The organism is Bdellovibrio sp. ZFWA1, from assembly GCF_056175665.1.
Window position 1 is genome coordinate 836,756 of record NZ_JBJKJH010000001.1, and the last position, 12,025, is coordinate 848,780.

The window sequence follows — 12,025 nt, forward strand, 5'->3', positions numbered from 1 at the left end:
TTAGTGCCAGGATTTAGGCTGTATTAATGAAAATACTTGTACTAAATGGCTCACCTCAGGGAAGCGCAGGAAACTGCCATAAGTTTATTAAAAAATATCTAAAAATCAGCAAAGGCGACAGCTTAGAAGTTATTCACTTAGCCTCTAAGAATGCCGACAAAAAAGCGCTTAAATCCATCCTTAAAACCGACGCCGTCGTGTTTATCACAGGCACTTATTGGGATTCTTGGGGTAGCCCGCTACAGGCATTTTTTGAAAAGCTAACCGCCTTGGAAGGGCACCCCCACTTAATGGGTCTTCCCTGTTCGTGTATAGTACTGATGCACTCGGTGGGTGGAAAATCAGTATTGAGTCGTATGCAGGGTATATTAAACACCATGGGCCTTCTTATTCCTCCGATGTCGGGAATGGTCTACTCTCTGGTGAACAAACTAGCTTCGGCAAAGCAAAGCACACATGCTCCCGACTTCTGGTCTCCAGAAGATTGGATCTTTATTTATGAAAATTTAAAAATTGCCAATGCACAAAAATCAAAATGGAAAGCTTGGCCATTTGACAATAAAGATCCTCGACGAGTATGGATTTAGTGAGTAGACAATTTTAAAGGAACTTCATTCATGAAAAAATTAGAGAACTTTTTTGAATCCATTATTTTTGCTAGCCGCTGGGTACAGGCCCCTGTTTATGCCGGACTCATTGTAGGATCGATTCTGTATGCTTATAAATTTTTGATTGAGCTCAGCCACCTCGTTGTCGACATCAATACCATTTCTGAAGAAATGCTGATGTTAGGTATTTTAACATTGGTTGATATCACGATGGTTCTTAATCTTTTGGTGATGGTTATCATCGGTGGTTATGCGACCTTTGTGAGTCATATGCATTTAGACGACCATGAAGACCGACCTGACTGGCTGGAAAAAATTGACGCTGGAACATTGAAAGTCAAATTGGCAGGAGCCTTAGTCGGAATTTCTGGAATTCACTTATTGAAGTCCTTCATCAACATCAGCAACAAAGACATGGAACAAGTAAAATGGCAGATCATCATTCATGCTGTTTTCTTGGGATCTGCCCTTATGCTTGCTTATACTGAAAAAGTTCTTCACTCAGCGAAGGAACACTAGATATTCATTAACGCCCTTCGACCTCCAAGCGGCAAAGAACCAATTGAAAAACTCCGACAAGTGCGTTTTAAAAAAGACATCGTCTTATTCAGTTTAAAATGTTAAGACGATTGGATGCTGTCATTAAAGATCCCTAAATCTCAAGCACGAAAGATTTGGATGCAGGCTCAGGGCCTTCACACGACGAATCCCTTTGGATCTGGATACAAAGCCACCATGCAGGCTATTCGCCAATTGGGATACATCCAAATCGACACAATAAACGTAATCGAACGATGCCACCATCACATTCTTTTTACTAGAAATTCTAGTTATCGACGAAGCCATCTTCATAAAGCTCAGAGCATTGACAAAAATATCTTTGAGTATTGGACGCATGCTCTTTCTTACGTTCCAACCGAGGACTTCAAATTCTTTATAAACGATATGCAGAAGTGGAAAGACGAACCGAACAAATGGTATTCATCCGTCACTTCAAAAGATGTTAATAATATCGTCGCTAGTATTAGCAAACAAGGGGCCATCACTATTCGTGATGTCAGTGATGACGTTATGATCGATAAGGCTCATCCGTGGGATAGCAAAAAGCCTACAAAAGGAGTCTTACAAACAGCGTTTCATAGCGGAGAACTTGTCATTTCGGAACGTCAGGGAATGCTCAAACGCTATGAAGTTACCAATCGTCACTTTGGCTGGAAAAAAATCCCGAAGGCAGCGACTCCTAACGAAGTCATAAATTATAAAATTGAAAGAGCCCTTCGTTCACAAGGGATCGTTAGCATTGATTCCATCGGCCACCTCGAAAAAGCCCCCATCAAAAAAGAATTTCAGAAGGTCATCGAAGAAAGAGCTCAACAAGGTCTATTAGTACCCGTACACATTGAAGGCATCGATAAAATTCAATTTTGGGCCGATCCAAAAATCGTGAATAAAAAAATGAACTTGGACGAGGAACTCACTCATCTTCTGTCACCGTTTGACCCCTTGATCATTCAGCGAAAGCGATTCCACCAGCTCTTTGATTACGATCATAAATTTGAAGCTTATATTCCGAAGGAAAAACGCAAGTACGGCTATTTCGGCTTGCCAGTTTTAATCGGAGATAAAGTTGTCGCGGTCATTGATCTAAAAGCGGATAGAGAAAACAAAAAATTGCTGATCCAACAATGGACGTGGCTTGCTAAACATAAATCTAAAAAAAATCTTTCACTCATCGAAAATGCCCTTCATAAATTTGAAGAGTTTCAATTCGCTAAGGCCTAATTCAATTACCGATAGCAGTTGTCGCTAATGATTATACTTATCCGAACATTTTCGGTTTCTTAGTATCAATGGACTTTACTATTTTTTTTGATGTCGATTTCTTTGAGGTCGCTTTCTTGGCAGCAGCTTTCTTAGCGACCGTTTTCTTTGTTGCTGCCTTTTTAGCAGGTTCTGTTTTCGTCTTTGGCTTTTTGCCTTTTGGAATCACGCCCCATGACCCATTGGGTTTAAGAACGTCTTTTAAGACCTTCACCACTAAATTTTCGAAGTCTTCGGTTTTTACCGGAAGGTACAACCACTTTGGCAAAACGGGGTGATTCACTAAGAATGGGAATTTCTGAAGAAGAGCTTCATGGTGTTCCCGTTCAGCTGGAAAAAGACAGCCATTCCATACTTCAAATGGATAAACGTGATCGCGGTAGCGGTTGTCACCTTCCACTTCGAACATCACCAATTTTAAAACAGGCCCGAAATAATAGGCAAAACCACCGAACATAGGTTTACGAAGAAACTCTTCAAACGGAAGTTCCTCTTCGACCCACTTTAGTTCTCGGGGTTCCTTTTTAGCCATTAGCGGGATTTTCCTGAAGTTGGTTTTTTAACTTTGCCCAAAGGTTGTAGGGAACCGACCTTACCCGCCTTTGTGGCTAACGGATGCTGAATCACTTCAGTCAACCACGGCTGCATTTGATGGAGCTTTTCCAAATCAAGACCCGTCTTCACGCCCATACCGTGAAACATATAGACTAGATCCTCGGTCGAAACATTTCCCTGCGCACCAGGAGCGTAAGGACAGCCACCAAGGCCTCCCACGCTAGAATCAAAAACGGTGACTCCCATTTGATAAGCGGCTAGCACATTGGCTACAGCCGTGCCTCGGGTGTCATGAAAATGCATTGCAATCTTAGACACTGGGATGACTTTTTTTAATTTCTTCAAAAGACTTTGAACTTGAGAAGGAACGGCGACACCAATAGTGTCTCCAATAGAAACTTCAAAACAACCCATTTTATACAAACGCGCAGCCAACTTGACGACCTTGTCTTCGTTGATTTTTCCTTCAAAAGGACAACCAAAACAGGTCGATAGATAACCACGGACTTTGACTCTATGTTTTTTTGCCAAAGCCATGACCGGCTCAAAACGAGCAAAAGACTCTTCGATAGTGCAGTTCGTGTTCTTTTGCGCGAAGGATTCCGACGCCGCTGTGAAAATAGCAACTTCTTTAATTCCAGAGGACATAGCATCCAACATCCCGCGCTCATTAGGGACTAAAACAGACAATTCTGCTTTCTTTGGGATTTTGCCATTCTTTTTTAAAGACAAGGCTTGTTCAACAATTTCCGAAGTCCCTGCCATTTGTGGAACCCATTGAGGCGATACAAAAGCCCCAATTTCAATGCGCTTTGAACCCGCGTCGACCAATTGCTTAAACAAAGAAATACGATCCGCAGTCGACAAAATGGTTTTCTCATTTTGCAATCCATCGCGAAGACCCATCTCAACAATTGTGACTGATTTCTTTAAAGCCATATGCCTTCCACAAACCTTAGGCTTTCAATTTTACGAGAAGCTTACCCAAAGTCACTTGTTCTCCGACCGACACGCCGATTTTCTCGACCACGCCCGCTATATCGGATTTCAAAGTGTATTCCATTTTCATGGCTTCCATCACGATCACGGCTTGTCCCGCTTGGATCTCTTGCCCTTCAGACACCAATAGTTTTGTGATTTTTCCAGGCATTGGAGCCAAGACCTGATCCGAAGAGCCGCCCGCGCCTGCTTTTTTACGAGATTTTTTAGAACCCGCATCCATCGCAAAAGTGCGACCATTGACATGAACCCACAAAGTTCCACGCACAAGTTGGGCTTCTGCTTTATGAAGGCTGCCATTATGACGAAGTGAGATTTCCATTAGATACCTCTCCAGAAAGATTGAAACGGATTAGAAGGAGCCAGCTCTGAAATGTCGGAAGTAGCTGTTGCAGTCCCCGTTTTCAAAACTCCAAGAGCTTTTTCAGCGAGCAACTTTTCAACCTCAGTTAGTTCAGGCTCTTTGATTGGATCTGCAAAATAAGTTTCGATAAAACGAGTCGTCATCGTCCCCATCACAAACTCTTTGTGCGACAAGATCTCAATCAAGTACGGAATATTGGTGTGAACACCAAACACCACCGAATCCTTAAGAACACGGATCATTTTCTGAATCGCACGAGATCGGTTTTCATCCCAAACAATAACTTTCGCAATCATTGGATCATAAAAAGGAGTGATAGTGTCACCCTCTGCGAATCCATACTCATAGCGACGACCTGGTCCTTCAGGCCATTCAATTTTACCAAGAAGACCTGTCGAAGGCACTCCTCCCAAGAATGGATTTTCCGCATAAATACGACATTCAATCGAGTGTCCACGAGGAATCAAAATTCGTTTTGGATCGTGAACATACTCCCCTTGCGCTGTCAAAATCTGCATCTTCACTAAATCCACACCGAGAACTTCTTCAGTCACAGGGTGTTCAACTTGAAGACGTGTGTTCACTTCTAAAAGATAGAATTCACCGTCTTGCAAAAGAAATTCAACGGTTCCAGCACCTTTGTACTTACCCAAAGTGGCAATCGCACAAGCCGCTTCACCCATGCGACGACGAAGATCATCCGTCAATGACGGTGATGTCGCCTCTTCAATAATTTTTTGGTGGCGACGCTGCACCGAGCACTCGCGATCAAAAAAGTGAACTACATGACCCGTGCTATCACCAAAAACTTGAAATTCAATGTGCTTAGCGCGATCCAAATACTTTTCAAGGAACACTTTTGGAGAACCAAATGCGGATTGAGCTTCACGCTGAGCGGATTCAATTAATTCACGGGCTTCAGCTTCGGCTTTGATCAATTTCATTCCACGGCCACCGCCGCCAGCTGCCGCTTTTACAATCACTGGGAAACCAATTTTCTTGGCTTCAGTGATTAAGTTTGCCACATCTTGGTTATCGCCTTGATAGCCAGGAACCAATGGGAGGCCCGCTTTTTTTGCTAATTCTTTACAATGAACCTTATCACCCAAAGAGCGAATCGCCTCTGCAGATGGCCCGATAAAAACAAGCCCCGCCTTCGTGACGGCCTCAGCAAAATCTGCGTTCTCAGATAAAAAACCAAAACCAGGGTGAATCGCCTCAGCACCACCGGCAAGCGCGCCGTTGATATTGGCTTCAATATTTAAATAAGATTCCGCCGTGGGAGCTGGACCGATGCAAACTGTCTTTGTCGCCATTCTATAAGCGCGAGAATTAATATCCGCCTCTGAGTGAAGTAAAACAGTCTCGATGCCCAACTCTTCACAAGCTTTGATAATACGAACGGCAACTTCCCCGCGATTGGCGATGGCAATACGTTTAAATTTCTGTGCCATGGTTTCTCCTATTTCAATTTCCAGCTAGCTTCACGTTTTTCCAAAAAGGATTTCAATCCTTCTTGGCCTTCGATGCTGGCTCTACGCTCGGCAATCACTTTTGAAGTCGCAAGTTTTTGCTCTTCCCAAGTTAATGTCGGCAAATCATTCAATAACTTTTTCGTTTCACGAACAGCTTCTGGCCCGCAAATCAAAAAATGATGGAGCATTCTTTGTTGAGCGGCATGCCCTTCACCAGTGGCAACAACCTCATTGACCAGAGCCATCTCTTCGGCTTGCTCTGGGTTAAAGACAACTCCTGAAAGCATGTATGGACGCACTTTTCCGGCGACAGCTTTTTTCATCACAAAAGCGCTAATCACTGCTGGCGCGATTCCCAACTTCACTTCACTAAAACAAAACTGAGTGCCTTCCTCGGCAACGACATAATCACAACAAGCCATCAAACCCAAAGCGCCACCAAAAACAGCACCGTGAACCATTCCCACAACCGGATGGGAGCAATTAGCAATGGCATCAAACATAGCAAAGAGCTTGAGAGAATCCTGTTGGTTTTGCTCGAATGAGTACTCAACCATCTCTTTCATCCAGTTTAAATCAGCTCCAGCGCAGAAGGCCTTTCCTTCCCCAGAAAGAGCCACCGCACGTAGATCAGTTCGCAAGCTAAGATCTGTAAACACCTTCGTGATTTCAGCGATCATCTCAGGATTGAAAGCATTGCGCATTTCAGGACGATGCAATTTTACGTAGGCCACATGATTTAATTCAGAGACAACAACAAATTTCATCATCAACCTACATTCTGAATACGCCCTGCATTTGCGGGCCCCATTCTTTATTTAAAGAAGCAGCAATACCCAAAGCCAGAACTCGTCTAGTGTCTATCGGATCGATAATACCATCATCCCAGATACGAGCCGTTGAGTAAGAAGCCGCAGATTCGCGCTCGTATTTCTCAAGAGTTGGTCGTTTAAATTCCGCCTGTTCATCTGAAGACATCGATTGCCCTTTGGCCGCCATCTGATCCATTTTCACGGTCAACAAGACATTGGCAGCTTGCTCGCCACCCATGACAGAGATCTTCGCATTTGGCCACATCCACAACATACGCGGCTGGAACGCGCGACCGCACATCCCGTAATTGCCAGCTCCGTATGAACCACCAATGACAACAGTGAATTTTGGAACGCGGGCATTTGAAACGGCCATAACCATCTTAGCGCCGTGTTTGGCAATGCCTTCGTTTTCGTATTTCTGACCGACCATGAAGCCTGTGATATTTTGTAAGAAGATCAATGGCACCTGACGTTGTTCACAAAGTTCAATGAAGTGGGCCGCTTTCAAAGCGGATTCACTAAAAAGAACTCCGTTATTAGCAATAATTCCTACAGGCATCCCCCAAATATGAGCAAAACCTGTCACTAATGACTTTCCATAAAGTGGCTTAAATTCATGAAAGCGAGATCCATCTACGATACGAGCGATGATTTCATGAACATCAAATGGAATGCGACCATCTTTTGGAATGATTCCATAAATCTCATCCATATTGTAAAGCGGCTCTTCTACAGGAAGAGTCTTTAACTGAACGGCTCTTCTCTTGTTTAAATGGGCCACGATAGAACGAGTAAGCTCAATAGCATGCTCATCATCTTCGGCAAAATGATCGGTCACACCTGAAACTTCACAGTGAACTTTCGCTCCACCCAAATCTTGAGCATCAACGATTTCACCGGTAGCAGCTCGCACCAAAGGCGGACCGCCCAAGAAAATAGTCCCGTTGTCTTTAACGATGACGTTCTCATCCGACATTGCAGGTACATAGGCGCCCCCCGCCGTGCAAGATCCCATCACGACTGAAATCTGAGGAATCCCCTGCGCAGACATACGCGCTTGATTGTAGAAAATACGACCGAAATGATCACGATCAGGAAAAACTTCAGCTTGCAGAGGCAAGAATGCACCACCAGAATCCACAAGGTAAATACAAGGAAGTCCATTTTCCATAGCGATTTCTTGAGCACGCAAATGCTTTTTCACCGTCATTGGAAAGTAAGTACCACCCTTCACGGTGGCGTCGTTTGCAACAATCACACACTCGGTGCCCTGAATAACCCCAATGCCTGTGATCACACCAGCTGCAGGCGCTTGATTGTCATACATATCAATCGCAGCCAAGGTTGAAAATTCTAGAAATGAAGTGCCTTTATCAAGAAGACCTTCTATACGTTCACGAGCGGTGAGTTTACCTCTGGATTTATGCTTTTTAAGAGCCTCTTCACCGCCGCCAAGTTTTACTTGCTCAACCGTGCTTCGCCAAGCGTTCACGATCGACAACATCGCATCGCGATTGATTTTAAAATCTGCGGAACCAGCATCAATATGTGTTTCTAAAACTTCCACCGCATTCACCTTTCTCGGACCCAACACTCAATGCGCTGAACTACTTTGTAGCCTGCAACGAAGGAGTGTGAAAAATTTCGTAATTTAAATTCAATTCACCCAAGAGCTGATCTCTATCACTAAAGAATGTAATCACCGCTTCGCCGGAAGCCTGTCGATGACGCCGCAAAGACGTTAGCATCGACTCTCTGACGGGCTCCAAAAGCTCGTAACGAAGTCGAATTTCTGTTGAAGGACGAACCCGCAGATCGAGGGAAGACTTCTTATTAAAAATGGCAAACTCCCCAAGAGGTGCATGACGTTCCCACAATAAGCGGAGCGCCTCGGCCCCAGCCGCAAAAAGAACTGCCTCATGAATCTGATTTGGAGACGATACGTTATGGTCTCGAATTGGAATTATGACCTCGATATGCTGATCACCCAGCCTCGCCACTCGTAAGCCCATCCCCGCTGAAAAAGGCTTCAGCCAGTCTAAAACATAGCCCAGCGCGCCATTGCGAGCCTTCGGTGAGATCTCCTCTAAGAGAGAGGCCAGCACTGCGGGTTTCAGACTCAAACCTTTTTGTTTTAGAAGTGTTGTCAGCCATTCGTTTTTCATGAGATAAAGCCAATATCACGCCAATGGCCCTGAGTAAATTAAAGAGAGGTTATTCGAGATGAAGAAAATCATTTCCCTATTAGTTTTTGCTGTCGCCCTAGTTTGGACCTGGAATCTATTTAATGGAGCACCTGCGGCAGTGGCTTTCGAGACGCATGCCGACATTCAAACTAAGTTAGCGGAATTAATCAAAGAATCTCTTATTGCGAAGAAACCTTCGGCTTCTGGATTCCAAGTTATGCGAATCTGGACCGAAACACTGGGCGACAATAAAGTTCGCGCCGTTTTTGCCTACAAATTCAATGATTCAATTGAGAATGGCGAAACAACAGAACAAACGATTGAGGGCGAGGCCATTCTTCACCGCCAACCTTCTACGTTCCAAGAAGAAGACCACTGGGTTGTCCAATCAGTTAAAACAACTAACGACATTGTTTCCTTTAACGAAGGGGCCACAGTATCACCAAATATGGATCTTCCAACAGAAGAACCAGTAGCTCCAACGACTCCTGAAGTGAAAGCGCCAGAACACAAATAATGCCAATCCCCACTCAATTTGTACAAATCGACGAAGAGGGCTATGCCCTAAGTAACGAGATTAGAATTCAAGATATCGAAGTGGGGCAAGAAATCCTCCGCAATATGCGCCTCCATGAAGGGGGCACCTTACTCAGCTCATTCGGTGGTACTGCCGTAATCGTAGAAGCTTTTGATCAACCCTATGTGGCCGCTCAGGTAAATCACAACGCCGGTTCATGGACAGTTCTTTTACCTTACGATGTTGAATATCGTTTTGATTTGCACACTCTGACAGTCGATGAGTGGGATCGTTTTCATGGCTATACCGAAAATAAGATTCCTTTTGTGATGTCCCGCAAAGCACAAGCTATGTTTTTTGATCAGCTTGAAGAGTTTGACGACGACAGTATCACCTTCGCTGGCGAACAAATTGATATCCTTCCTTACTGGCAAGAAAATGCAAAAGTTCACCACGCCTCTCATTGGACGCGAATCTACAATGAAGAAAAGAATCCAGGATGGAATCTTGGTGATGCAGCGGAAGGCTTAAAAGACATGATGCCTAGGCTGAAGCTTGCAAAAAGCCGCATCTTAGTTCCTGGCTGCGGAGAAGGACATGATGCCGCCCTATTTGCAAAGCAAGGACACATCGTCTATGCCGTTGATTTTTCAGAAGAGGCCATTGCTCGAGCCAAAAAGCTTTATGGCCATTTAGAAAACCTTCACTTCGTTCAGGCCGATATCTTCAAGCTACCCACCGAATGGAATCAGACATTTGATATAGTCTTCGAGCACACTTGCTACTGCGCGGTTTCTCCGGATCGCCGCAAAGAACTTATTCAGGTCTATAAGCGCATGATGCACGAAACAGGACAATTGATGGGAGTTTTCTTTACTTTCGAAAAGAGGGCGTCGACCCCTTATGGCGGCACCGAATGGGAGTTACGTCAGCGACTAAAAGATTCATTTAATTTTATTTTTTGGGGTCGTCTTCGCAATTCAGTGCCTCGACGACAAGGAAAAGAGCTCTTTGTTTTAGCAATTAAAAAGCCCCAATAATGGGGCTTTTTTTATAACATTCGAATTTCTAAATCTAAGAGATCTTTTTCAAATTCAAAATCTATAAGCTTTTTTCGTACATCAACCCATTTTTCGGTTGCGTCCATCCACTCCGAGGACCCTTTGACTCCGCGTTTGAATTCCTGGGTCACCAGACTCATCAGCCGTTCTGTTCGCTCTGCAAGTGACTTATGCACTTCAATCAAACGACTAAGTTCTTGTCGTCTTGCCAGTTTTATTTCGAACTCGGCTTTCTTGCCTTTCAATTCCATTCTTAGACGATGATCTTTAACATAGAAGTCATACTTTGCAGCATCCACAGAGGCCAGATTCTTTCCCCCAGAAAATAAGGGAATCGTTAACAATAATGACACCGCTGTTTCTTTGCGACTTGCATTTGAATAATCCTGAGGATCTACGACACCGTACTTCGCATTAAAATCAAGCCGAGGCAGGATGGCTGAATAGGCACCCATCCGAGCCGACTCTGCCACCTCAAGCTGTAAATTCAGCTCTTGAGAAATCAAAGAGTTTTCAAAATTTGGATTGTTCAAATCCAATGTCTGATATGAAAACTGAGCTTCACTGACAGCTCCTCCCATCGAAGCCAACTGCAGAGCGATCTGCTTGAGCTCTTGATTCATCTCTAGAATATGCTCTTGAGTTTCTTGCTGTTGAATTTCCAGCTCCAAGATATCAGCTTCTGTTGTCAAACCCGAATTGACGCGCTTTTTTGCTGCCAACAATTGGTTAGAGTAAAACTGAACTTCCTGCTGTTCGATCTTTGCTAAATTCTCTAACTTCTGCTGCTGACGCTTTAGTTTAAAAAACTGCAAATAGAGTTCACGCTTCTTACGCTCGGTTGAAATCTTATGAACTTTAGACATCCCTTGAGCTTGGCTCCAACTTGCAAAAGTCCGTCCTCCATCAAAAAGATTCCAATCCAAATTTAAATAAGCCACGGCTCCTTTTTTTGGCTCTAGCTGAAAATTTTCCTCTTTGTAGCCACCGACAAAACTAAGTTCGGGCCATATAGATGCTTTTGATTGATTCGTCGAAGCCTCTAAAAATGCCCCTTCTGACTGTACAACCTCGATACTAGAATGATTGTGCGAGGTCATGCTTTCATTGGCGAAAGATGGACTGAAACAAATCAAGTTTAATCCCCCTAGCACCAATGCCGATTGCAATTTTCTATTTTGCATAATTTTTTGAAACATATATTCCCCGCACTTTTGAACTATTCAGCTTCGACTTGAATTTTGAATGTATCCGTCAATTTACCGCTTTTAAAGGTGATTACGACCGGAAGGCGATTAGCACCTTTCATGTCAATTGTAGCAGTAAAAAACTTTGGATTTTTACTTAATGCCAGTTCATAACTGCCACCCTTTTTTGGCTCGGCCTTTGCGCTAACAACTAAATCCTTAGGAAGCTCCTCACCCGCGTGAGCCAACGGATACAGCTTTAACTCGGCACCAGAGACTACGTACTCTAAGTGTGCCACTTTGCCCGTTTTTACCACACCACCATAAACTGATTTTACAGCGCCTGGGATATCATGCCCCTCGTGAGAAAATGCCATTTGTGATGAAAGAACAACCAATGCTGATAGAATATATTTTTTCATTTTTACTCCTTAAAG

The 12,025-nt window shown here is 43.9% G+C and carries 14 protein-coding genes; 5 read left to right on the forward strand and 9 right to left on the reverse strand.

What is annotated here, in order from left to right; translation table 11 throughout:
- Window positions 1-26: 26 nt before the first annotated feature.
- From AC04MN_RS03955 to AC04MN_RS03965, 3 genes are all read left to right on the forward strand, one after another.
- A complete protein-coding gene (locus tag AC04MN_RS03955; protein ID WP_475381892.1) occupies window positions 27-587 on the forward strand; it encodes a flavodoxin family protein in 561 nt (186 codons plus the stop codon).
- 30 nt (window positions 588-617) lie between these two features.
- Window positions 618-1,127 carry a TIGR00645 family protein gene (locus AC04MN_RS03960; RefSeq protein WP_475381893.1) on the forward strand — a complete coding sequence of 170 codons (510 nt, stop codon included), beginning with the start codon at window positions 618-620 and terminating at the stop codon, window positions 1,125-1,127.
- Window positions 1,128-1,241: 114 nt separating this feature from the next.
- Window positions 1,242-2,390, forward strand: coding sequence for a winged helix-turn-helix domain-containing protein (locus AC04MN_RS03965; RefSeq protein WP_475381894.1), 1,149 nt, complete (start codon window positions 1,242-1,244; stop codon window positions 2,388-2,390).
- Between the two features lie 37 nt (window positions 2,391-2,427).
- Here AC04MN_RS03965 and AC04MN_RS03970 read toward each other — a convergent pair whose 3' ends face one another.
- The 7 genes from AC04MN_RS03970 to AC04MN_RS04000 are packed head-to-tail and all read right to left on the reverse strand — an operon-like array spanning window position 2,428 to window position 8,802.
- Window positions 2,428-2,961, reverse strand: a complete 534-nt coding sequence (locus AC04MN_RS03970) for a hypothetical protein (protein ID WP_475381895.1) — start codon at window positions 2,959-2,961, stop codon at window positions 2,428-2,430.
- Complete coding sequence (locus tag AC04MN_RS03975) at window positions 2,961-3,923, reverse strand: hydroxymethylglutaryl-CoA lyase (RefSeq protein WP_475381896.1); 963 nt, start codon at window positions 3,921-3,923, stop codon at window positions 2,961-2,963. The genes AC04MN_RS03970 and AC04MN_RS03975 overlap by 1 nt, the downstream gene beginning before the upstream one ends.
- 16 nt (window positions 3,924-3,939) lie before the next feature.
- Window positions 3,940-4,305, reverse strand: coding sequence for an acyl-CoA carboxylase biotin carboxyl carrier protein subunit (locus AC04MN_RS03980; RefSeq protein ID WP_475381897.1), 366 nt, complete (start codon window positions 4,303-4,305; stop codon window positions 3,940-3,942).
- On the reverse strand, window positions 4,305-5,801 hold the full coding sequence (locus AC04MN_RS03985; RefSeq protein ID WP_475381898.1) for an acetyl-CoA carboxylase biotin carboxylase subunit: 1,497 nt from the start codon (window positions 5,799-5,801) through the stop codon (window positions 4,305-4,307). Before AC04MN_RS03985 ends, AC04MN_RS03980 begins: the two co-directional genes overlap by 1 nt.
- Before the next feature lie 8 nt (window positions 5,802-5,809).
- Entirely contained in the window at window positions 5,810-6,592 is a 783-nt protein-coding gene (locus tag AC04MN_RS03990; protein WP_475381899.1) for an enoyl-CoA hydratase-related protein, read from the reverse strand.
- 4 nt (window positions 6,593-6,596) lie between these two features.
- Complete coding sequence (locus AC04MN_RS03995; protein WP_475381900.1) at window positions 6,597-8,204, reverse strand: carboxyl transferase domain-containing protein; 1,608 nt, start codon at window positions 8,202-8,204, stop codon at window positions 6,597-6,599.
- A gap of 40 nt (window positions 8,205-8,244) precedes the next feature.
- Entirely contained in the window at window positions 8,245-8,802 is a 558-nt protein-coding gene (locus AC04MN_RS04000) for a YiiD C-terminal domain-containing protein (RefSeq protein ID WP_475381901.1), read from the reverse strand.
- A gap of 58 nt (window positions 8,803-8,860) precedes the next feature.
- Between AC04MN_RS04000 and AC04MN_RS04005 the strand changes: the two genes are divergently transcribed.
- Both AC04MN_RS04005 and AC04MN_RS04010 read left to right on the forward strand, forming a co-directional pair.
- Entirely contained in the window at window positions 8,861-9,340 is a 480-nt protein-coding gene (locus AC04MN_RS04005) for a hypothetical protein (protein ID WP_475381902.1), read from the forward strand.
- A complete protein-coding gene (locus AC04MN_RS04010; protein ID WP_475381903.1) occupies window positions 9,340-10,380 on the forward strand; it encodes a class I SAM-dependent methyltransferase in 1,041 nt (346 codons plus the stop codon). Before AC04MN_RS04005 ends, AC04MN_RS04010 begins: the two co-directional genes overlap by 1 nt.
- An 11-nt stretch (window positions 10,381-10,391) precedes the next feature.
- On the opposite strand, the gene AC04MN_RS04015 is transcribed toward AC04MN_RS04010, so the two are convergent.
- Window positions 10,392-11,600: a TolC family protein gene (locus AC04MN_RS04015; RefSeq protein WP_475381904.1), complete on the reverse strand. Its 1,209-nt coding sequence runs from the start codon at window positions 11,598-11,600 to the stop codon at window positions 10,392-10,394.
- 20 nt (window positions 11,601-11,620) lie between these two features.
- The gene (locus AC04MN_RS04020; protein ID WP_475381905.1) at window positions 11,621-12,010 is read right to left on the reverse strand and encodes a hypothetical protein; all 390 of its coding nucleotides are present in this window, start codon (window positions 12,008-12,010) and stop codon (window positions 11,621-11,623) included.
- Window positions 12,011-12,025: the final 15 nt, after the last annotated feature.

Excerpts from the sequence above, each read along its gene's own strand:
- AC04MN_RS03955 (WP_475381892.1), top strand. The coding sequence starts at position 27 with ATGAAAATACTTGTACTAAATGGCTCACCTCAGGGAAGCGCAGGAAAC.
- AC04MN_RS03960 (WP_475381893.1), top strand. The coding sequence starts at position 618 with ATGAAAAAATTAGAGAACTTTTTTGAATCCATTATTTTTGCTAGCCGC.
- AC04MN_RS03965 (WP_475381894.1), top strand. The coding sequence starts at position 1,242 with ATGCTGTCATTAAAGATCCCTAAATCTCAAGCACGAAAGATTTGGATG.
- AC04MN_RS03970 (WP_475381895.1), bottom strand. The coding sequence starts at position 2,961 with ATGGCTAAAAAGGAACCCCGAGAACTAAAGTGGGTCGAAGAGGAACTT.
- AC04MN_RS03975 (WP_475381896.1), bottom strand. The coding sequence starts at position 3,923 with ATGGCTTTAAAGAAATCAGTCACAATTGTTGAGATGGGTCTTCGCGAT.
- AC04MN_RS03980 (WP_475381897.1), bottom strand. The coding sequence starts at position 4,305 with ATGGAAATCTCACTTCGTCATAATGGCAGCCTTCATAAAGCAGAAGCC.
- AC04MN_RS03985 (WP_475381898.1), bottom strand. The coding sequence starts at position 5,801 with ATGGCACAGAAATTTAAACGTATTGCCATCGCCAATCGCGGGGAAGTT.
- AC04MN_RS03990 (WP_475381899.1), bottom strand. The coding sequence starts at position 6,592 with ATGATGAAATTTGTTGTTGTCTCTGAATTAAATCATGTGGCCTACGTA.
- AC04MN_RS04000 (WP_475381901.1), bottom strand. The coding sequence starts at position 8,802 with ATGAAAAACGAATGGCTGACAACACTTCTAAAACAAAAAGGTTTGAGT.
- AC04MN_RS04005 (WP_475381902.1), top strand. The coding sequence starts at position 8,861 with ATGAAGAAAATCATTTCCCTATTAGTTTTTGCTGTCGCCCTAGTTTGG.
- AC04MN_RS04010 (WP_475381903.1), top strand. The coding sequence starts at position 9,340 with ATGCCAATCCCCACTCAATTTGTACAAATCGACGAAGAGGGCTATGCC.
- AC04MN_RS04015 (WP_475381904.1), bottom strand. The coding sequence starts at position 11,600 with ATGTTTCAAAAAATTATGCAAAATAGAAAATTGCAATCGGCATTGGTG.
- AC04MN_RS04020 (WP_475381905.1), bottom strand. The coding sequence starts at position 12,010 with ATGAAAAAATATATTCTATCAGCATTGGTTGTTCTTTCATCACAAATG.